The organism is Maridesulfovibrio ferrireducens (genome assembly GCF_900101105.1).
Classification (GTDB): Bacteria; Desulfobacterota; Desulfovibrionia; order Desulfovibrionales; family Desulfovibrionaceae; genus Maridesulfovibrio; species Maridesulfovibrio ferrireducens.
Genome location: NZ_FNGA01000005.1, coordinates 257,403 through 279,676, shown reverse-complemented (window position 1 = coordinate 279,676; position 22,274 = coordinate 257,403). Strand labels below are relative to the sequence as shown.

Annotated in this window: 15 protein-coding genes; 12 read left to right on the top strand and 3 right to left on the bottom strand. The window is 45.3% G+C overall.

Going from position 1 to position 22,274, the window contains the following annotated elements:
- Nucleotides 1-319: 319 nt before the first annotated feature.
- The 4 genes from BLT41_RS15820 to BLT41_RS15805 all read left to right on the top strand — a co-directional run bounded on the left by BLT41_RS15820 (nt 320) and on the right by BLT41_RS15805 (nt 5,196).
- Nucleotides 320-1,273, top strand: coding sequence for a DUF7973 family transport facilitator (locus BLT41_RS15820; RefSeq protein WP_092162886.1), 954 nt, complete (start codon nt 320-322; stop codon nt 1,271-1,273).
- Between the two features lie 24 nt (nt 1,274-1,297).
- A complete protein-coding gene (locus BLT41_RS15815; protein WP_092162885.1) occupies nt 1,298-1,702 on the top strand; it encodes a GlcG/HbpS family heme-binding protein in 405 nt (134 codons plus the stop codon).
- A 38-nt stretch (nt 1,703-1,740) separates the two neighbouring features.
- Nucleotides 1,741-4,131: a glycyl radical protein gene (locus tag BLT41_RS15810; protein ID WP_092162884.1), complete on the top strand. Its 2,391-nt coding sequence runs from the start codon at nt 1,741-1,743 to the stop codon at nt 4,129-4,131.
- A 99-nt stretch (nt 4,132-4,230) separates the two neighbouring features.
- Nucleotides 4,231-5,196, top strand: a complete 966-nt coding sequence (locus tag BLT41_RS15805; protein WP_092162883.1) for a glycyl-radical enzyme activating protein — start codon at nt 4,231-4,233, stop codon at nt 5,194-5,196.
- A gap of 177 nt (nt 5,197-5,373) precedes the next feature.
- On the opposite strand, the gene BLT41_RS15800 is transcribed toward BLT41_RS15805, so the two are convergent.
- A complete protein-coding gene (locus BLT41_RS15800) occupies nt 5,374-5,841 on the bottom strand; it encodes a hypothetical protein (protein WP_092162882.1) in 468 nt (155 codons plus the stop codon).
- A gap of 27 nt (nt 5,842-5,868) precedes the next feature.
- The gene (locus BLT41_RS15795; RefSeq protein ID WP_092162881.1) at nt 5,869-7,983 is read right to left on the bottom strand and encodes a SpoIIE family protein phosphatase; all 2,115 of its coding nucleotides are present in this window, start codon (nt 7,981-7,983) and stop codon (nt 5,869-5,871) included.
- Nucleotides 7,984-8,453: 470 nt separating this feature from the next.
- Between BLT41_RS15795 and BLT41_RS15790 the strand changes: the two genes are divergently transcribed.
- The 3 genes from BLT41_RS15790 to BLT41_RS15780 are packed head-to-tail and all read left to right on the top strand — an operon-like array spanning nt 8,454 to nt 15,933.
- The gene (locus BLT41_RS15790) at nt 8,454-9,821 is read left to right on the top strand and encodes a TolC family protein (RefSeq protein ID WP_092162869.1); all 1,368 of its coding nucleotides are present in this window, start codon (nt 8,454-8,456) and stop codon (nt 9,819-9,821) included.
- 22 nt (nt 9,822-9,843) lie between these two features.
- Nucleotides 9,844-12,015, top strand: a complete 2,172-nt coding sequence (locus tag BLT41_RS15785) for an efflux RND transporter periplasmic adaptor subunit (protein ID WP_092162868.1) — start codon at nt 9,844-9,846, stop codon at nt 12,013-12,015.
- 6 nt (nt 12,016-12,021) lie between these two features.
- Nucleotides 12,022-15,933: an efflux RND transporter permease subunit gene (locus BLT41_RS15780; RefSeq protein WP_092162867.1), complete on the top strand. Its 3,912-nt coding sequence runs from the start codon at nt 12,022-12,024 to the stop codon at nt 15,931-15,933.
- 101 nt (nt 15,934-16,034) lie between these two features.
- Here BLT41_RS15780 and BLT41_RS17850 read toward each other — a convergent pair whose 3' ends face one another.
- Entirely contained in the window at nt 16,035-16,361 is a 327-nt protein-coding gene (locus BLT41_RS17850) for a 4Fe-4S binding protein (RefSeq protein WP_425283315.1), read from the bottom strand.
- 283 nt (nt 16,362-16,644) lie between these two features.
- Here BLT41_RS17850 and BLT41_RS15770 point away from each other — a divergent pair, with 283 nt between their 5' ends.
- From BLT41_RS15770 to BLT41_RS15750, 5 genes are read left to right on the top strand one after another with little or no spacing between them, the layout of a single operon-like run.
- Entirely contained in the window at nt 16,645-17,694 is a 1,050-nt protein-coding gene (locus tag BLT41_RS15770) for a UDP-glucose--hexose-1-phosphate uridylyltransferase (RefSeq protein WP_092162865.1), read from the top strand.
- Nucleotides 17,687-19,042, top strand: a complete 1,356-nt coding sequence (locus tag BLT41_RS15765) for a galactokinase (RefSeq protein ID WP_092162864.1) — start codon at nt 17,687-17,689, stop codon at nt 19,040-19,042. Before BLT41_RS15770 ends, BLT41_RS15765 begins: the two co-directional genes overlap by 8 nt.
- 1 nt (nt 19,043) lies before the next feature.
- Nucleotides 19,044-20,072 carry a LacI family DNA-binding transcriptional regulator gene (locus BLT41_RS15760; RefSeq protein WP_092162862.1) on the top strand — a complete coding sequence of 343 codons (1,029 nt, stop codon included), beginning with the start codon at nt 19,044-19,046 and terminating at the stop codon, nt 20,070-20,072.
- On the top strand, nt 20,069-21,118 hold the full coding sequence (locus BLT41_RS15755) for an aldose epimerase family protein (protein WP_092162860.1): 1,050 nt from the start codon (nt 20,069-20,071) through the stop codon (nt 21,116-21,118). The genes BLT41_RS15760 and BLT41_RS15755 overlap by 4 nt, the downstream gene beginning before the upstream one ends.
- A gap of 23 nt (nt 21,119-21,141) precedes the next feature.
- Nucleotides 21,142-22,239 carry an ABC transporter ATP-binding protein gene (locus BLT41_RS15750; protein ID WP_092162859.1) on the top strand — a complete coding sequence of 366 codons (1,098 nt, stop codon included), beginning with the start codon at nt 21,142-21,144 and terminating at the stop codon, nt 22,237-22,239.
- The last annotated feature ends 35 nt before the right edge of the window (nt 22,240-22,274 follow it).

Genomic DNA, 22,274 nt, shown 5'->3' with positions numbered 1-22,274 from the left:
GCCTAACTTCCTGTTCTTTCAGTACTCATCAGCACATGACAACTTGTGTAACCCTTGCGTCAACCATATTAACATTTATTTATAACATATTGATATTAAGAACTTTTTATCAACAAATGCTCACGCCCATCACTTGAAATGTCAACCGGGGCTGACACAGTCATTTCTTTCCAATTATGTCATAAAAGTCACCAAATACAGTTAAACCTCCGCAATTATAAACATATTCATTCATGGCACGTTTTTCTCTTTAAGGGGGGTAACGCAGCGAAGAGAAACGCGGAATAATTGAGGAATAACTTTAAGGAGTGTGGTGAGTATGGAACCTTTCAGCATTAATACCCTTGTCATGTGCTTTGCCGGCGGAATTGTCGGTGGTGCGATCGGCGGACTTTTTTCATTCATTATCTGCGGACTCATGGTCATGGCTGGATGTCTGGTTATGATGGCCAGCGGGTCTGATTTTATGTTGCTTCAAGTTGGACTAGGTCCAATCTTCGGTCCTCACGTTGGAGGATTTGCCTCAGGAGTCGCTGCATCCACTTATGCGGCTGCGGTGAGCAAAAATCATCCCGGAGGAGCAGCAAAAGATATTTTGTCCTCACTTATGGGAACATCATGGGACGTTCTTCTCGTTGGTGGACTTACAGCATTAGCCGGACATTTCCTGCTACAGCTTTTTGCTATGATCCCGGTTGTTAACAAAACGGATATGATTGCCCTCAGCGTTGTGGCAACAGCTCTGCTGGCCCGTCTTCTCTTCCAGAAAGAAATGCCTTGGGGCAATTCAAAATCCATCAAAGATTTCGGCTACCTCAAAACAGATGACCATAAAATTTCATGGATTCCATGGATGCTTCCTCTCCCCAAAATGGTCCTTTACGGCTTCGGTGCAGGAGTGCTTTCTGCAGCAATGGCAGCTCAGGCTAAAGCAGCCATGGACCCAATGGTAGCCGCAGGCGTTATCTCCGCAGCCGGAGCATTTGTTGTGCCACTCATAATGGGCTGGGCAGCAGCAGCTATCAGTCTCATTGCACTTCAGCTCGGCACAGGGGCAATTCAGCAGGTGCCAGTCTGGCATTGCCAAGCCATCCTGTCTGCTCTCGCCTATTTGTACTTCGGAAATATTTTGATAGCCGGAATGGTCGGAGCCTGCGCAGCTCTCTTGCAGGAACTCATGGCCCGTATGTTCTGGAATCATGGAAGTAACCATGTTGATCCCCCGGCAGCAGCCATAGCCGTGGGTACCCTGATGCTCAACCTTATCAAGTAACCTTTTGGAAAAATGGACAAAACAATGCCAGTAACAGCAAAAAAAGCGCAGCAAATGATTGCTGCAGCAGTAGAAAAAGCAAACGAAATCGGCGTTCCTATGGTTATTGCGGTGGTTGATCAAGGAGGGGACTTAGTTGCCCAGCTACGACAGGATGATGCCCTGCTGGTTAGTATCGGCCTATCCTTGAACAAGGGTTACACAGCAGTGGCTGTGAAAATGCCCACAGCAATACTGGGTTCAGTCTCCCAACCGGGCGGACAATTATACGGAATTAATAATGCAGATAACGGACGGATTGTAATCTTCGGCGGCGGATTGCCTATCGAAGAAGATGGAAAGGTAATTGGCGGAATAGGCGTCAGCGGCGGCAGTGTTGAGCAGGATACAGCTTGTGCGGAAGCGGGGCTTGCAGCTTACTGTTCATAAAACTTTGGGAAATAAACTTTTAATAAAGGAATAAGACAATGACCAAAAATAAACCTAACGTAGAAATCCCCAAAACAGTTGGCGCTTCCAAACGCGTTGAAAGAACCCTTGAACGTTTTTTGAACACCGCTCCGGCAATTTGTGGTGAACGCGCCGTGCTGATCACTGAATCCTACAAGGAAACAGAAGGGCAGCCGATGCCTATTCGCCGTGCGAAAGCTCTGGGAAAAATCCTTGCCGGTATGTCCATCTTCATTCAGGACGATGAATTTACCGTAGGTAATCAGTGCTCCATGCCTCGCTCTGCACCTATCTTTCCGGAATTTTCCTGTAAGTGGGTTGAAGACGAACTGGACCGCCTTGAAAAAAGAACTGCTGACGTTTTCTTTATTTCTGAAGATGTAAAAGCCAACCTACGCAGTGCCTTCGCTTATTGGGACGGCAAGACTGTTAACGAAATCGCTGCCCAGCTCATGCCTGAGGAATCCCTCGAAGCTCATAATGACGTCGTCTATACTGTTGGTAACTACTTCTATAATGGAGTCGGTCACGTATCAGCAGATTACAACAAGGCTCTAACCCTCGGACTGAATGCTGTCATTGCTCAAGCCGAAGATAGACTGGCTGAAATAGACTTCTCCGATGCTTCCCAGCTCAACAAGATGCATTTCCTTAAATCCGTAGTTACCAGCAACAAAGCAGTTATTGCTTTTGCAGACCGTTTTGCAAAACTGGCTGAAAAAATGGCTGCTGATTGTAAAGATTCAACCCGCAAAGCAGAACTAAACGAAATCGCACGTATTTGCCGCAAAGTTCCTGCTCAGCCTGCGGAATCCTTTCAGGAAGCATTGCAGGCGTTCTGGTTTATCCATTTGGTGATTCAGATTGAATCAAACGGTCACTCCATCTCGCCTATGCGCTTTGACCAATACATGAATCCATTCCTACAGTCTGACAATCTTTCGGTTGAGCAGGCTCAGGAAATGCTGGATATGCTCTGGGTTAAATTCTCTGAATTGAACAAGGTTCGTGACGAAAATTCCACTATGGCTTTCGCCGGTTATCCAATGTTCATGAATTTGATCATAGGCGGACAAAAACGTGACGGTTCAGATGCAACTAACACTATGTCCTACTTGATCCTGCAAGCTAGTGCTAACACCAAGCTTTATGCTCCTTCTCTTTCTATCCGCATCCACGAAGGCACACCCGATCCTCTTTACAAAAAAGCTGCTGAACTCAGCCGCATGGGCATGGGGTACCCCGCATACTACAATGACCGTGTCATCATTCCCGCACTTCTGGCTCGCGGCCTTGAACGTGAAGATGCCCGTGATTACGGTATCATCGGTTGCGTTGAGCCTCAGGTCGGCGGAAAAACTGAAGGGTGGCATGACGCAGCTTTCTACAACATGGCTAAAGTTATCGAACTTTGTCTCAACGACGGTGTAGATCAACGCACCGGTAAACAGATCGGTCCTAAATCAGGCGGCTTGAACAGTTTCAAATCATTTGAAGATCTCATGGCTTCCTATACTCAGCAGACGGCCTATTTTGTAAAACTCATGGCTGCTGCCGACAACGCAGTCGACATGACTCACGGCAAACATTGTCCGCTTCCATTTCTGTCCTCCCTCGTTGATGATTGCATCTCCAAAGGACTTTCTTTGCAGGAAGGTGGCGCGCATTATAACTTCACAGGCCCTCAGGGCGTAGGTGTTGCCAACGCAGGAGATTCCCTAACTGCCATCAAAAAGCTCGTTTTTGATGATAAAGCACTAACTCTTGAGCAACTTAAGGAAGCTTTAGCTAACGACTTCGAAGGACAGGAAGACCTGCGCCAGATGCTCGTGAACCGCGCTCCAAAGTACGGTAACGATGACGACTACGCTGACGAAATAGCTAAAGAAGCCGCGCTTATCTACTGCAACGAAGTTAACAAATACACCAACCCTCGCGATGGTAAATTCCAGCCCGGTTTGTATCCCGCATCCGCAAACGTTCCCTTGGGTACTGTTGTAATGGCTACTCCGGACGGACGCAAAGCATGGTCACCACTGGCAGACGGCGTATCACCTATCTCCGGTTATGATTCCTGCGGTCCTACTGCATCAGTTCTCTCTGTTGCAAAGCTCGATCATGAAATAGCTTCCAACGGAACCCTGCTGAACCAGAAATTCCATCCATCCGCTATCGAAGGCGAAAAAGGACTGGAAAGCCTCAAAGCGGTAACTGAAGCGTACTTCCTGAATGGAGGATTCCACGTACAGTATAACGTAATCAGCCGTGAGACTTTACTCGAAGCTCAGGCCAATCCTGAAAAATATAAAGGGCTTGTAGTCCGGGTGGCAGGATACAGCGCATTCTTCACCGCGCTCGACAAGTCTCTGCAGGACGACATCCTCGCTCGTACTGAACAGAACTTCTAATAGACGAGAAAGGCCTCCGGCAAACCAGTCGGGGGCCTATTCAGGGCTTAAGCCTTTAGCCGTCAGATCCCTGCATTATACAAATAAGCGAGTTGCAAAATGAGATGGAAGGAACGCCAGCATAAATTTAGTTTGGAAGATAAGGACAAGGCTCAGCTCACAGGGCTGGTTTTTGATATTCAGCGTTTTGCGGTCCATGACGGTGGAGGCATCCGCACGCTTGTTTTTTTGAAGGGCTGTCCACTTAAATGTAAATGGTGCCAGAACCCGGAATCCATGAGCAGTAAACCTGAAATAATGCGTATCCCTCATCACTGTATCAGCTGTGTGAAATGCGCAACTCTCTGCCCGGAACAGGCTATTGTTATTAAAGAAAATTTTAAGGTTGAGATCGACCGCGACAAATGCACTTATTGCGGTGAATGTGTTGAAAATTGTTATGCCGGATCAATGACCATTGTAGGACGTTACCTGACAGTCGATGAAGTAATGGAAGAAGTGGAGCGGGACCGCCCATTTTATAATACTTCTGGTGGCGGGGTTACATTTTCAGGTGGCGAACCGACTTTGCAATCAGCGTTTCTTCTTACTGCCCTGAAAGAAGCGCATAAACGTGGCTTACATACTGCAATTGAAAGCTGCTGTTTTTGTGCTCAGGAGACTTTTGCAAAAGTGCTGGAGCACACAGATTTAGTTCTCACCGATATCAAGCATATGGATTCCGCAAAACATGAAGAACTCACAGGCGTTCCGAATGAACAGATTTTGAGTAATATAAAAATGGCGGCAGAAAGGGGAAAAACCCTCCGCATCAGGATTCCGCTTATTCCCGGCTGCAATGATTCTGAAGAAAATATTGAAGCTACAGCACAATTTGTCGCATCCCTTGGTGGTTCAGTCGAAGGGCTGGATATTCTGCCATATCACCGTTTAGGCGAACCAAAATGGGAACAGCTTGATCGGGAATATGCTTTAAACGGAGTGATTCCACCGAACCGGGAACATGTTCTGGCTCTTAAAAATTTGGTTTTGCCTCACTGCCCAAATGTCTCAGTAGGAGGATAAGGTATAAACGGAAGATCGGCTTCCACATAATTAATAAGCATTACCGGACCTCTTACACCGAATAGCTTTCATGTTTGCCAGCATGAAAGCTATTCTTGTTTCACTTCGGTCAAAACAAAAAGCCCCACAGCAGGATAACACGCTGTGAGGCTTTATATAAGAATTATACAGCTAAGCCTACATGCCTGACATAGCTTTTACTTCTTCAAGCGATTTTTCCATCTTCTGAAGACCGTCATTCATCATCTGCATGCCGCCGTCAGTACCTTTTTTCATCATGCCCATACCTTTCATCATTTCCATCATGCCTTTGTTGGCGTTACCCATGGAATTTTTTATCATGGACTGGTGAGGATCGCCTTCAGCTCCCGTTTCAATCATTTTCATACCGTTGTGCATGGGCATCATTTCTTTATTCATCATTCCCATACCGTCATTCATTGTGGCAGGATCGTTCATGAGTTTAGCTCCATGTTTCATCTGAGCAATCCCTTTTTCCATCATGGTAACTCCATCATGCATTGAGCCTTTCATTCCCCCTTTTCCGTGGTTGGAATGGTCCATATTCATATCCATGGCAAAGGCTACTGTGGACATTGCAATAATAAATGCTACCAATATGCTGATGTTTAAAATCTTTTTCATTGTTAACTCCCTTAGCGTGTTGAGTTGTTATTTGTTTATTTTTTTGACGACCACAACAGTGAGATCATCTTCTTGTTTGTCTCTTCCAGTAAACGTATGCACAGCCTCGAAAATGCTATTTACAAGTACTTCTGCCGGTGAATCCTTTTCAGAATCAATTACTTCCAATAACCGCTGCTTTCCGAAAAACTCTCCCTTTTCGTTAGAAGCTTCCCAAATACCATCTGTTCCAAGAATAAGAATTTGTCCCGCATTTAAGTCAGCGCAGTAGTTCTCCATATAAGTAGCTTCTTCAATAGCTCCGAGGGCTATTCCCTGTCCCTCAAGCTTAATAAATTCATCTTTGCCGGGATCAAATATCAAAGCCGGTTCGTGGCCGGCCCGTACCCAGCGCAATTCGTTCTTGTCGGGGTCCAGTTCAACCATGATCATGGTCATGAATTGACCTGTCTTGTAGGTGTCTTCCGCAACCAGTTTGTTTACATCGGTTAAAACTTCTCCAAGAGTTCCGCCGCTTAAAGTCCTTGCGCGCACATAGCCTCGTATGGACCCCATAAGCATTGCCGCCGGAACACCGTGACCGCTGACATCACCCACAGCAAATCGAATACTTTCTCCGTCTGTGTGAGGCATGATGTAGTCGAAGTAGTCACCACCGAGTTCATCACAATATCTGCTTTCACCGAAAATTTCATAAGTCGGGATATTCGGAGAGGTTTGCGGCAGCAAATTTGTTTGTACCTCCATCGCAACATCAAGAGCACTTTTAATTTCAATATGCTCCTGAAGTGCCGGGACCATTTTATTAAAATCTTTTGCGAGTTCACCAACTTCATCCGAGCTGGAAAGTTCAACCTGGGCTGAAAAATCACCTGAGGCGATACGTTTAACCCCTTTGGCGAGAGTTAAAATATTTTTCGTGAAACGACGCGAGAACAGAAAAGCTAGGGCCGACACCAGCAACACAACAGCCAGCAATACATAAGTTGTATTTTTGTATTGTTCCCCAATTGTAAAATTCACAAACGATTTTGCCTTTTCCGCAGGTTCCACAACATCATCATGAGGTAGGATCAAGACTAAAGAAATCCCTCTTTTATCAGGCGCAGAAAAGGCCCATATACTATCGCGCCCCTTATAGGCCATGCTCATCACGCCGGACTTGCCATCTGCCAGAAATTTTTTGAAGCGAGAGAACAAAATGGTATTTGTGGATGAAAGCAAAGTCTGCTTTGCGGAAGGTTCCCACATATGCATCATGTGATTTTGTCCGGCAGAAGAAATCTGCTGCGCAATCACTTCAATTCCACTGTTTTCAGTGTTTCCTTCACGACGAACCAGCAAGGAATCTATATTATCTGAAAAAGCACCGAGATGATTATAACCATGTAAAATAGTATCCAGCGGAATATCTATGGACGCTGACCCGACAGCTTTTCCCCGTACTATTATTCCCAAGGATGCAGTAAGAACTGTCTTTCCTGTTACCGGATCTTTTTGAGGAAGCGACCAGACAGGGGATAAGTTTCCATTGATAACAGGTACAGTCTGATGCATTGACATTCTTTTTGAACGGGCCGGATAAGTAAGAGACTCTCCGGAAATGAAAATTGCATTAATCCATAATGTCAGGTCAGGATTTTTCTTTTCAATTGATTTGAAAAGAGGAGAAATAATATTCACTGATCCTTGAGGGAGAAGTCTGTCAGCCTTTCCCTGATACCCTGCGCTATAGCCCACAGAGTTAAAATCGATACGGCCTTTACCGTGCATACCTGAATTTTGTAACTTATATTTCTGCTGAAGCCGCTTGCTATTATCTTCTTCTGCCAGTTCCTCGACTCCGATAAAAATCTCGGGCAGCAAAAACTGGTCTCCCTCTTCAATCCATGTCGAAAGCTCAGCTGAAAGTTGCTGTAGATTGAGTTCTACAATCCTGCGTTGCTTGGAAAGAACTCTTGCGTGATCCTCCACCAACCGTTTTAATTCAACACTACTTTTATTGACCAGCTCCCTGCGAACCTCTTCGCCGATTTCACCGGAGAGCGAACGTAATGATTCAAGCACCCCGGCCTGAACTATGACCAGCGGGATGATCGAAACCGCCAACAGCAGCAAAAGTAATTTGAATCTTATTTTCATAACCATCCTGTTTTGACAAAACATACCCTTTTTTACCGTTTTCGCCCAACCATTTCATAGGAAGTGGTTACATTTAACATTCCAAATGAATATTATACCAATATATTAGTTAGTTAGTAAATAAACATGCCTACTCATCAATCTAATTAACAATATATGTGTAAAAAACTGCACATAGTTGTTATGTTTACTTTCGTACCCGCTAATTCATACCATTTTAGTATGAATTAGCGGGCGCTTATATTAAGTCTTGTTGTGCAAAAAGTGCAAACGGTTGTCGTAAGTGCTTGAAATAATGATTATGAACGCGACAAAAACTGCACAAATTATATTATTTAAGACTGGCAGCAAGGGGTAATAATAGGATATGCTCAATTTTAACCGTCTTATCCGGCTCAATAAAGGGCATGGAATAGTAATTGCTCACAGCAAAGACAGCAGCTTTCAATAAAAGATATGCAGGAGAACCAATGTCTCGAAAATATACATATACACTGCTTATGTTCATGGCTTTGTTATTCGTTTTTCCACTTCATGGAAAAGCGCAAGATGGATCAAATGAAACGATCGCTGAATACAAAACCAGACAAGGCGAAATAAAAGAATTGACTCAATATCTTGTTGAGGCTGCGCGTAATAATGACGATCTATATTCTGCCTTTTACGGCTGGAAAGCAGCTTTGCAGCGGGAGACAAGTGTTTCAAGCCTGCCTGACCCCAGATTCAGCTTTGCATGGTTTATTCAGCCGGTAGAAACAAGAACCGGACCGCAAGAATTTAAATACGGTCTGAGTCAAACTCTTCCATGGTTCGGTAAACTGGACCTTAAAGGCGAACAGGCTTTGCGTGATGCAGACATTAAAAAAGCAAAGTTCGATGCCTTGAAACTTAAGATATTTTATCAAGTTAAAAGAATATATTACGATTACGCATACCTTGCGCAAGCAATCCGCATTACCCGTGAAAATATCGAGCTTATGAAGTACCTCGAAAACGTGGCCCGCTCCAGATATTCCACCGGGGCAGGTACATATGACGGAGTTATTAAAACTCAGGTAGAACTGGGCAAGCTTGAAGACAGACTTCGTTCGCTGGAGGAGCGCAAAAGACCCACCGTTGCCAAACTTCTTGCTGCCATAAACAGGCCGGACGGACAAACTTTGCCCTTGCCTGCATCTATTCCAGTCATGAAAATTGAAGTTGATCCCCAGCAACTCAAAAAAGATTTCAAAGAGGCCAATCCCAGTCTGCTGGCTCTGACCCATAAAATCGATAAAGAAAAGCTTTCCGTGGAACTGGCTGAAAAAGATTATTTCCCCGATTTTTCTTTCGGCGTTGAGTACATCCAGACCGGAAAATCCAGATCCCCCAATGTAACGAATCAAGACCGTGACCCCGTTGTTGCAGGTATGTCTGTAAACCTGCCCATCTGGCTTGATAAACAGGAAGCCCAGCTCCTTGAGGCTCAGCATAAAGTTAAATCAGCCAGTCGCGAACGGGCTGGACTTGAACGTAACCTTTCTGCCGACCTTGAACTGGAAATCTACCGCTATGAAGATGCCATCCGCAAAGTCAGCCTATATCGCGATTCACTTACCCCCAAAGCCGAGCAGTCACTTGGTGTTTCTATTGAGGCTTTCCAAGCGGGTACAGCGTCATCAAGCGATCTTATTGATGCGGAAAGAACCTTGATCGAATTTCAACTCGTTTATTATCAGGCGCTTGCAGAACAAGCTAAAAGGGTTGCCGCCATTGAATATCTGGTGGGCCGCGAAATACCTTGTACAGTTCATGGCTCGGTACTGCCCCAGACATCTGCAATTATTCCTGCCAAGTAATTAAAACAAAACGGAAACCATAATGAATATATTTAAAAATATAAAATCAGCATTGACCTCAATTATTATTGTGGCCCTTATTGCTTTCGGAGCAGGTTACTGGTTTTCCGGTCCGGCTGATCACGGCGCGGAGAAAAACATAGTTGACGAGCATGCTGAACACGGATTGGATGCTGAAGTTACTGATGCCGGCGAAGTGGTCTGGACTTGCTCTATGCATCCGCAGATTCAGTTGCCGAAACCGGGTAAATGTCCCTTGTGTTTCATGGATCTGATCCCTCTTGAAAAGGGAGGACAGTCGGGTGATGAAGTCATCAGTCTCAGGCAGATAAGCTTGACCAGCCAGTCCCGTAAACTTGCCGGAATTGCCACCTCTATAGTTGAAAAAAGAAATGTAAGCGTGGAAACCCGCATGGTGGGAAAGGTTGATTATGATGAAACCCGCATCGGTACGATCACCGCATGGACCGGGGGGCGCATAGATAAACTTTACATAGACTACACCGGAAGCACTGTTCGCAAAGGGCAGGCAATGGCTTCCATATACAGCCCCGAACTTCTTACTGCTCAGGCTGAACTGATTCAGGCTGTTAAGGCCAAAGATGCTCTGCGTGGAAGCTCCATGAAGGTCGTCAAAGATACTGCCATGCGCACAGAAAAAGCTTCGCGTGAAAAGCTCCGGTTGCTCGGTCTTTCAAAAACTCAGATCGCAAACATCATTAAAAAAGGTAAAGCAGCCCAGCACATGACTCTCTATTCCCCCATGAGCGGAATAGTTATAAAAAAAAATGTTGTTGAAGGGGTTTATGTAAAAACAGGAACTCCCATATACACTATTGCCGACCTTTCAAGAGTATGGGTGATCCTCGAAGCGTATGAATCCGATCTGCCATGGATCAAAATGGGAATGCTCGTAAATTTCACAACTGAAGCTTATCCCGGCAAATCATTTGAAGGGAAAGTGGTTTATATTGATCCGGTTGTTAATGAAAAAACCAGAACAATCAGAATCCGTCTTGAAGTCCCCAACAAGGGGCTTAAGCTTAAACCCGGCATGTTCGTGCGTGCAGTTAGTCAAGTTGATAAAAACGCTGAAACTCAGTTGGTAATCCCTGCTTCCGCCCCGCTCATTACCGGTAAACGGGCTGTAGTTTATATTGCCGTGGATGGAAAAGAAGGAGTCTATGAAGGACGTGAAATCGTTCTCGGACCCAAAGCCGGGGATTATTACGTTGTAAAATACGGATTAGTCGCTGGTGAACAAGTTGTTACCAAAGGTAATTTCAAAATCGACAGCGCACTTCAGATTATAGCGAAGCCAAGTATGATGAATCCGGAAAGCGGCGTGAAAACGGTTGTCCATGGCTACGGTGAAACTCCCGCTGCACATACGCTGCCCCCGATGTTTGTGTCCAAGCTGGTTTATTTGAAACAGGACTTCAACAAACTCATGGAAAAAGCAGAATCCGGCAATGTTGAAGAATCCCGCACGCTTTACTCTAAGTTTTTTGACAACATTAAAGAAATAAATAGTTCCGGACTCAAAGGAGATTCCTCACTGGTCTGGAAAGAATTGTCCATGCTCCTTGCTAACGATGCTGTGCTGGGTAGCGGAGTTCAGGATGGGCTCAGGTTAAAATCCATCACAGCTGAAACATCGAAACATTTTATGCGTCTTGATATGGCATTTGATATTTCAGCTCTTGCCAAGCAGGCTGGAACCACTGTGGAAACTCCTGATGTGTTCAAAACTCAATTGGGAAAAGTTTATTCCTCCTATTCAGCATTTACTGAAGCCCTTGCGGTGGACAATTTGCAAGGAGCGCAGAAACAGGCCGCATTCATGGCGGAGGAACTTAAAAAAATAGACCACGCCGCGCTGAGTGTAGATGCCCACAAAGTTTGGATGAATGCCCTTAAAAATATCAATGACGGAATTGATGCCATACGCGGAGCAAAAGATATTGTCGGTGTTCGCGCGGGGCTTGAGCCGCTTTCTTACGGCATGACCGATGCTATTGAAAAACTGGGGATCAATTCAACGCAGCCTGTTTACGAAATATTCTGCCCCATGGCTTTTGATTTTAAGGGAGCCAAGTGGCTGCAAAGTGACGAGAATGTTCGCAACCCTTACTTCGGGGAAGCCATGCTCCAATGCGGCGAAGTGGAACGCCAGCTCAAAGGCAAGGAATAGGGCGGGATGACAATGAGCGATAATTCCACATCTGAAAAACAGCGTCCCATCCCCCGTACCCTTACGGAAAAGACAATTCTGTTCTGCCTTGAGCAAAAATTGATTGTCGGCATTCTCCTGCTTCTGGTCATCTGCGGTGGTATATTTACCGCACCTTTTGACTGGAAAATTGAAGGTATCGACAGATCTCCTGTCCCTGTGGACGCAATCCCTGATATCGGTGAAAATCAGCAAATTATTTTCACCAAATGGATGGGCCGTTCACCGCAGGATGTGGAAGATCAGATCAGTTATCCGCTGACTGTGGCCTTACTGGGTGTTCCCGGAGTTAAAACAGTTCGTAGCTATTCCATGTTCGGTTTTTCAACTATTTATGTCATTTTTAATGAAGATATCGATTTTTACTGGTCCCGTTCGCGGCTGCTTGAAAAGCTGAACAGTCTCTCGGCAGGAACTCTGCCTGAGGGGATAAAACCGTCTCTTGGGCCTGACGCAACCGCCCTCGGGCAGGTGTACTGGTACACCATTGAAGGACGAGATCCGCAAGGCAACCCCACCGGAGGCTGGAACCTTGATGAAATTCGTTCCGTACAGGATTGGTACGTCCGCTACGCCCTGCTGGCAGCCGACGGAGTAAGTGAAGTCGCCTCAGTCGGCGGTTTTGTAAAAGAGTATCAGATTGATGTTGATCCCGATGCCATGCGCGCCGCCAATGTCACACTAAGCGATGTTTACCGGGCAGTAAAAATGTCCAACCTCGATGTTGGTGCACGTACCATTGAAATCAACAACGCTGAATATGTCATCAGGGGTATCGGTTTTATTAAAGAACTTTCTGACATTGAAAGCTCGGTTGTTAAAGTTGTTAACAACATCCCCATTCATGTCCGTGATGTTGCACGCGTATCAGAAGGTCCGGCCCTTAGGCGCGGTGCATTGGATAAAGGCGGAGCAGAAGTCGTCGGCGGCGTGGCAGTCGTTCGTTACGGTGAAAATCCGTTGAAGGTAATTGAAAATATCAAGGATAAAATCAAAGATATTTCACCGGGGCTACCATCTAAAATCCTGCCCGACGGCACCGAAAGCAAGCTGACTATTGTGCCGTTTTATGACCGCTCCGGTCTGATTCATGAGACTCTCGGCACGCTTAACACAGCTTTGACCGAAGAAATATTGATCACCATCATTGTTGTACTTATTGCGGTCATTCATCTCAAAAGTTCACTGCTTATTTCATCGCTGCTGCCTCTCGCCGTGCTGATGTGTTTTATCGGTATGAGAGTTTTCAAAGTCGATGCAAATATTGTCGCTCTTTCAGGGATAGCCATTGCCATCGGAACCATGGTCGACATGGGAATTATCATTTGCGAAAATATCCTTAAAAAGCTTGAAAAGGCCAAGGAAGGAGTCAGCAGGCTTAAACTTATTTATGATGGAACAACCGAAGTAGGCAGCGCTGTAATGACTGCTGTAGCTACCACAATTGTAAGTTTTATGCCTGTTTTTGCTATGGACGGAGCAGAGGGAAAGCTCTTCAAGCCGTTGGCGTATACCAAGTCTTTCGCTTTGCTGGCTTCTATTATTGTAGCCCTGACTATTTTGCCGCCCATGGCCCATCTTTTGTTTACTGCACGCAAAAAGTTCCTCAAAAGCAAACAGACATATATCCGCGCAACTATTTATTTTATTTCAGGAATTGCACTTTCTGTAATAGTAAAGTGGTGGGTAGGACTGTTCTTCATCTACCTTGGTATAAAGCACTTTGTATTGCCCTTTATCCCCGAAAAGGTTCACAAATTTATAGATTATACCGAGACATGGACAATTGTTGCCATGGTCGCGTGGGTTCTTACAAGTTCATGGCTTCCGCTGGGGCCGGAAAAAGGCATGAGCAACAACTATCTTTTCGTCGCTGTAGTCATCGGCGGATTGATGCTCTTCTTTGATATTTTCCGTCGCAATTACACCAGAATGCTGGGCTGGTGTTTGAATCATAAAGTGCTGTTTTTGTCGCTGCCTACTTTTATCATTGTTTTGGGAATGTCCATTTGGTTGGGATTCGGCAATCTAACTTCGTTTTTACCTGAGACAATTAAAACTTCATCGCCCTATGTAAAATTGTCTCATGCTTTTCCCGGACTGGGGAAAGAATTCATGCCGGACCTTGATGAAGGTGCATTCCTGTTCATGCCAACCACCATGCCTCATGCATCCATCGGGGAAGCGCAGGATGTGCTTCGTAAGCAGGACATGATGATTCAAGCTATTCCCGAAGTTGACTCGGCTGTAGGCAAACTCGGGCGCGCAGAAACTCCTCTTGATCCCGCACCCATCTCCATGATTGAGACTGTCATTAATTACAAACCTGAATATGTGATTGATAAATCAGGTGAACGGTTACGTTTCAAATTTGACTCCGATCAGAAAGATTTTTTCCGCAATGTTAAAGGGGACCTTGTACCGGCGCAGGATGGATATCCATATCTGGTGAAGGGCTATTATGAGCGGGATGAGAATGGAAAATTAATTTCTGATGAAGACGGCAAACCTTTCAGAATATGGCGTTCAGCACTTAATCCCGGTCTGAATCCGGATCGTAAAAGCTGGAAAGGAATAACTTCTCCTGACGATATCTGGGATGAAATCATCAAAGCCGCAGCAATGCCCGGCGTCACCTCCGCGCCTAAATTGCAACCCATTGCCGCCCGAATTGTCATGCTGCAATCCGGCATGCGTGCGCCTATGGGCATCAAGGTAAAAGGTCCGAACCTAGAAATACTGGAGAAGGTCGCTCTTGATCTTGAAAGATTGCTCAAACAAGTAGGATCAGTGCAACCGGAAGCTGTCATAGCTGACCGCATTGTGGGTAAACCATACCTTGAAATCATTATTGACCGTGAAGCAATTGCCAGACATGGAATAATGCTTTCACAGGTGCAGGATGTCATTGAAGTTGCAGTGGGCGGAAAGGTTGTGACTACAACAGTTGAAGGGCGTGAACGTTATCCCGTCCGTGTCCGATATCTAAGAGAACTCAGAGATAATATAGACGACCTTGGCAATATCCTCGTCAGCGCTCCGGCAGGTGAACAGATCCCGCTCAGTCAGCTAACCGAGATAAAGTACATTCGCGGACCGCAGGTCATTAAAAGTGAAGATACCTTTTTGGTGGGTTACGTACTTTTCGACAAGAAATCCGGTTTTGCCGAGGTGGACGTGGTTGAACAGGTACAGGCTTTCTTAGATTCAAAAATAGAATCAGGGGAATTGATTATTCCTGCCGGAGTCTCATACGAATTTGCCGGAAGTTATGAAAACCAGATTAGAGCACAAAAGAAACTTGCTGTAATCCTGCCACTGGCTCTGTTGTTCATTGTCCTGATTTTATATTTCCAGTTCAAATCCATGGCGACAACGCTGATGGTTTTTTCAGGTATTTTCGTTGCATGGTCCGGCGGTTTTCTCATGGTCTGGCTGTATGGTCAGACGTGGTTTTTAGATTTCGCAATGTTCGGAACGGACATGCGAGAACTCTTTCAAGTTGCACCTATCAACTTAAGTGTAGCCATCTGGGTAGGTTTCCTAGCCTTGTTCGGAATTGCCTCGGACGATGGCGTAATTATGGCAACATATCTGGATGAAAGTAAAAAAGACCGCAATATGCAAAGCATCCCCGAAATCAGACAGGCGATCATAACCGGGGCACAAAGAAGAATCCGTCCGGCACTGATGACCTCGGCAACAACCATTCTTGCCCTGTTGCCTATTCTGACCTCTACAGGTCGAGGATCAGATATAATGGTACCCATGGCCATCCCTTCTTTCGGGGGAATGTCTATCGCTATATTGACCGTGTTTGTAGTGCCGGTGCTTTATTGCGGGGTTGAGGAAATTAAATTTAAAAGCATAAAAGAATAGATAAAAAAGGAAAGCTATTAGCCTTTTATTTTCTATTGCAGGTCGAGCCAAGAACCGGGCAAGGATTTTTGTCTTTGTTTGTTGGAATACATAGGTTTCGATCATTCCGATCTATTATATGATATCGCCTGATTGGGGCATATTCGGATACATTTTCCGCATCGGATGCACAGAGAGTTGTCAACGGTCGCAGTTTCTTTGACGATGATAGCTCTGGGTAGGCAGACACGTTCGCACTTCTTGCACGCCACGCATAGTTCTGCATTAATAACTATTTTGGGTAGACTATTCGTTTTTACGGTCTGAGGGTTATTCAAGGGAAAAGTCTCTGGTTTGAGACCTACAAATTGAACGTTCTGGTGACAGGAATGTCCTTTATTATTGCGACATGTCTTCTGTCTCGGTCTATTTTTACCTTTTGTATTCATGCCTTTTTTTCGCATTATTTCTTTACCTTCTGTTTTATGATGAATCCAAGTGAAACCGTCGTTCGGACATATTGGTGATCTTTTATTTTTATAAAATATCATCATTTAAAATGAGACTGAGCTAAGTTTTTTATCTTACCTTATTGACAATCTGTATTATTACAAGGACAATACCGAAAACGTTTGCGGTTTCGTTTGCGGTATTGTTCATAATGATGGATTTGGCATTGTTTATATTTATAACATGCTGTAATTAAACATTAAAATAATAAGACAGATATGTATGATCAATAAATTACAGGATCTTCCGCATAAGCGCTTTAATCCCCTTACCGGGGAGTGGGTATTGGTGTCTCCGCACCGGACTAAAAGACCTTGGCAGGGACGGCAGGAAAGTACTCAAACTAACATACTGCCCAGCTATGATCCGAAATGTTATCTGTGCCCGGGCAATGTCCGCAATCAGGGGGCGACCAATCCTGATTACAAAGACGTTTTTGTTTTCGACAACGATTTTCCTTCTCTGCTTGAAGAGTCCGTAAATGAGTCCTGTGATCAGGATGAACTTTTTCAGGTGGAACCTGAGAGCGGTGTTTGTCGGGTTGTCTGTTTTTCACCTCGGCATGATCTGACCCTGTCGCGAATGACTCCCGATGCAGTGCGCAAGGTTGTAGATATTTGGTGCGATCAGTTCACTGAGCTTTCAGCCCGTAAAGACATCGGTTATGTTCAGATTTTCGAAAATCGGGGAGATATTATGGGTTGTTCTAATCCCCATCCCCATTGCCAAGTTTGGGCTACCCGTTCCGTACCCACAATCCCTGCTAATGAAGATATCCGCCAAGAAAAATATTTACGCGAGAAAGACCAATGTTTGCTATGCCGTTACGTTGAGCGTGAATTGAAATCCGGCGAACGGGTTGTTTTCGAAAATGATTCTTTTGTAGCCCTTGTTCCGTTCTGGGCGGTCTGGCCCTTTGAAACCATGTTGTTGCCTAAAGCCCACATGGGGGCAATAACCGATATGAATGATAGCCAGAAAAAAGATCTGGCTGATTCGCTGGTGCGTATGGGAATACGTTTTGATAATCTTTTTGAAACATCATTCCCTTATTCCATGGGAATTCATCAGCGTCCGGCTCGGGAAAATGGCGGAGATCATTGGCACTGGCATATTCATTACTATCCACCGCTTCTCCGTTCTGCCACAGTACGCAAATTTATGGTCGGCTTTGAACTGATGGGCATGCCGCAACGGGATATTACCGCTGAACAAAGTGCCAAACGATTGCGCGATCTGCCGGAAATACATTTTCAGGATCGGGATGAATAAAATGTTTTCAATAGAGAATATTAGAAATCATATGGATAGAGGCGGCTTTGATCATGATTTTTGCGCCATACATTCATGTTCCAGACTTGATGAATCCCGTAGCCGTTTAACTAAACTTTTGGATTGGACAGAAGAATCATTCAACTCAAAATTATTAGGCATTGCCAGCGCTCCGGGAAGAACCGAGCTTGGCGGCAACCACACCGACCACAATAACGGAAGAGTCCTCGCGGCAGCAGTCAATCTGGATTGCCTGTCGATCTTTTCACCAACTTCCGGTCTGAATGATCAGGTCGTCACCATCTTCTCTGAAAATTTTGAAAAGCCTATTGTGGTTGATCTGTCCGATACATCTCCTCGTTCAAAGGAAGAAGGAACCAGCGAAGCCCTTGTCCGTGGAGTTGCTGACGGTTTCCGTAAATCAGGATTAAAAGTTTCCGGGTTTAACTCCTGTGTTTCAAGCTCTATTCCCGCCGGGGCCGGTCTAAGTTCTTCAGCCGCTTTTGAGGTTTTGATAGGACGAATTTTCAGCGCACTTTTCAACAATTCCAACGTTGGTCCCCTAGATATAGCCCGTATAGCAAGACGGGCAGAAAATTTGTATTTTGGTAAGCCCTGCGGGTTTATGGATCAGATGGCCTCTTCTTTTGAAGGCATTCTGGGAATTGATTTCAAGGATTCTGATAATCCCGCAGTCGAACGGGTTTCTCCCGGATTTATTAATGCTGAAACAGCGAGTGAAGGGTTTTACGGGACCGGATATCGCCTCTGTGTAGTTAATACCGGAGGAAGCCACGCTGATCTAACTTCTGAATACGCGGCCATACGCGAAGAAATGCAGCGGGCATCAGAATGTCTCGGTCGCAACGAAGCTCGTGGAATAAGCATGTCCGAGGTCATCGAGAATATGGGGTTGCTTCGGGAAAAAGCAGGAGACAGAGCTGCGCTCAGACTTATGCATTTTATAGGAGAGGACGAGCGGGCAGTACAGCAAGGTAACGCTTTACACGCCGGAGACATAAGAGAGTTTCTCAAATTGGTTTCCGAATCCGGAAATTCCTCCTGCCGACTTTTACAAAACTGCTACAATACGCATTTACCTTCTGAACAGCCCATTCCTTTAGCTTTGACTTTAACCGAACTTCTTCTTGGTTCAAAAGGAGTTGGCAGAGTTCACGGCGGCGGTTTTGCCGGAACTATTCAAGTTTACGTTCAAGATTCCAGCTTTGATGAATATAAAAAAGCTATGGAAAATATTTTTGGAGCCGGATCGGTCATTGAATTGGTTGTTCGTCAGCCGGGACGGGAATTTCTGTCCATTTCTCAAACAGGGGTGGAAGGTAAATAATATGGGTCAGACAACTCTCAAAGATCTTGCCCGTAAGCTGGGGATATCAGCATCCACTGTTTCCAGAGCTTTGCACAACCATCCGGACATCAGCGACAAAACTAAACGGTTGGCACTGGAAGCGGCAGAAAAATACGGCTATCAGCCGAATCCCATCGCGCAAAGTTTGAAGAAAAAACGCAGTAATATAATCGGGGTTATTGTTCCTGAAATTCGTCATAATTTTTTTGCCACGCTTATCAGCGGCATTGAGGAAGTTACCTACGATGCCGGTTATATCATCATGGTCTGCCAGTCTAACGAAACTCTAAGTCGTGAAATAGCCAATACAAAAGCTCTGACAGCTAATCGGGTTGCGGGATTGCTTATGGCTATATCCCTTGAGACAACGACCTACGACCATATGAAAAATGTGATCAAGCAGGGTATTCCACTGGTTCAATTTGACCGTGTAGTTGATGAACTGGAGACCGGAAAGGTATGCATTGATGATTTTAGTGCGGCTTACAAGGCTACAAGTCACCTGATTGACTGCGGCTATAAGCGCATCGGTTTTCTTGCCGGACGGGAAGGTATCTCTCTGAATAGTTTGCGTTTTAACGGGTACTTACAGGCTCTTAAAAACCACGGCATACCGTATTATCCCGAATTGAATATTAATATCGGAGGCTGCCGCGGGACTAACGGACGGCAGGGAGCTGAGGAATATTTGAAAATGGACAATCCACCGGACGCAATTCTGGCTATTAATGATCCTGTTGCTGTGGGGGCTTTTTGTCGTTTTCGCGAGGCAGGATTGCGCATCCCGGAAGATATCGCATTGGCAGGATTCTCCGGTTCACCGGAATCGGCTCTTATTGAACCGGCTTTGACAACTATTTCCCAGCCCGCATTTGAAATGGGCAGGACAGCCGCTTCTCTGTTGTTGAAGGAATTGGCCAGTGCAGAAGGGGAATATACTCCTGAAACCATTATTTTGGAAACGGAGTTGCTTGTACGGGGATCAAGTTGTGCTGGAGGAACTAAGTGAGCATTGAGTGCAGGTCATGGGGCAGAACTCCGTCAGGAGAAGAAGTCAGCTTGTACATCCTTAATAATAAAGAGGGGTATACAGCCGGCATAGCTACTTATGGAGCCACACTGACGAAGCTTGATGTTCCTGTTTCTGGAGGGCCGTCTTTGGATGTTGTTTTAGGTTTTGATGAACTTGGCGGTTATCTGAAAGATGATAATTACTTAGGTGCCACCATAGGCAGGACCGCAGGCCGTATTTCTCAGGCTGAATTTGTGTTGGATGGTAAAAAATTTTCTTTAGACAAAAATGAAGGTGAAAACCAACTGCATGGCGGGGCAAAAGGATTTCACAATCGTGTTTGGACAGCTTTCCCGGAAGAAAACGCAGAAGGGCCAGCCTTAAGGCTTTGCTATGACAGCGCGGACGGGGAATCCGGCTATCCCGGCAACCTGCGGGTCACCGTGATTTATACCTTGATTAAAAATGGACTGCGTATTGATTACAGGGGAGTAACCGACAGTCCCACACCTGTAAACATGACCGCGCATCCATATTTTAATCTGAATATAAATGGCGAAGATATAGGCAGTCATGAATTAAAAATTTTCTCAAGCAAGACCTTGAACCTTGATGACAGCCTCATTCCAAACGGTGAAATTATTGATGTAAAAGGTACTGATGCTGATTTTACTGATTTCTCTTTAATTAAGGGAGCTGCGGCCCGGAATTATCCTTTGAAACATGACAGATTTTATATCTTGAATTCTAGAAAAGGAGAAATGAACATCGCAGCCATAGCCAGAAGCAGTTCTTTCGATTTGGAACTTGAAGTCGCGACCACGCAGTCTGGGCTGCAATTTTATTCAGGAAATTCTCTTTCTGTTGGTTCCGTTGGAAAATGTGGATGTCAGTATGGACCCCGTTCAGGTTTCTGCCTTGAGCCGCATACACATCCTGATGCACCCAACAAACCCAAATTTCCCTCCGTGATATTACGTCCCGGAGAAATATACGAGCATTCAACCGAGTACAGGTTTCGCGAATTCAAAGCGCGAAGCTAAAACCGAGCAAGGCGAGAATAAAGATGGCAAACGTAGAAATTAAAGGCGTCGTCAAGCGTTATGGCTCAGTAGAGGTCATCCACGGGGTGGACCTTTCTGTAAAGGAAAACGAATTTATTGTGCTTGTCGGACCCTCAGGGTGCGGAAAGTCTACTTTGCTACGCATGGTGGCAGGTTTGGAAGACTTAAGCGGAGGTGAGATCAGCATCGGCGGGCGAGTGGTCAATAATGTTTCTCCCAAGGATCGCAACGTTGCCATGGTGTTTCAGAACTACGCACTGTACCCGCATATGACGGTTCGCGAGAACATGGGGTTTTCGCTTAAGATGCGTAAAAAGAGCAAAGAGGAGCAGAACGCCAGAGTAATGGAAGCAGCTAGAATTCTGGAGCTTGAACCATATTTGGAGCGTAAGCCTTCTGAACTTTCCGGTGGACAACGTCAGCGTGTAGCCATGGGAAGAGCCATGGTCCGCAAACCGGATGTTTTTCTTTTTGACGAACCCCTTTCAAACCTTGATGCACAGCTCAGAACGCAAATGCGGATGGAGCTGAGAAAGATGCAGCTGCGGTTGAAAACTACCACCATATACGTCACCCATGATCAAATCGAGGCTATGACTCTTGCTGATCGGATTGTCATTCTAAAAGATGGTCATATCCAGCAGGTAGGGACACCTATTGAAGTGTTTGAAAAGCCTAATAATGTTTTCGTTGCAAAATTTATCGGGAATCCACCCATGAATATTCTGGAAGGCGTATGCAGTGTGGTTGACGGCAAACGTTATGCTGTCATCGGTAGCAGTATTTTTCCTCTTCAGGATGGAGTGGCTGAAGGAATTGTAAATGGTTCGCCGGTTCTGGTCGGAATCCGTCCTGACTCTATCAAGATGGGGCAGAACATCGAGCGCCTTCCTAAAGAGTGGTGGTGTCAGGGTGAAGTTGTTGTTTCTGAAATTCTCGGTGCCCATTCTCTGCTGGAGATTATTATCGACGGCGAAAACGAACTGATAGCTGAGGTCGAAGGGCGTATTGTGGCTCATCCCGGAGAAATAGTTCCCATTGGTTTCGAGTTTGACCGCATGGTTCTCTTTGATCCAGAAACGAAAATGGCGCTTTATTAGAGCAATCTTTAAGGCGACAAACTATATGTGACTCA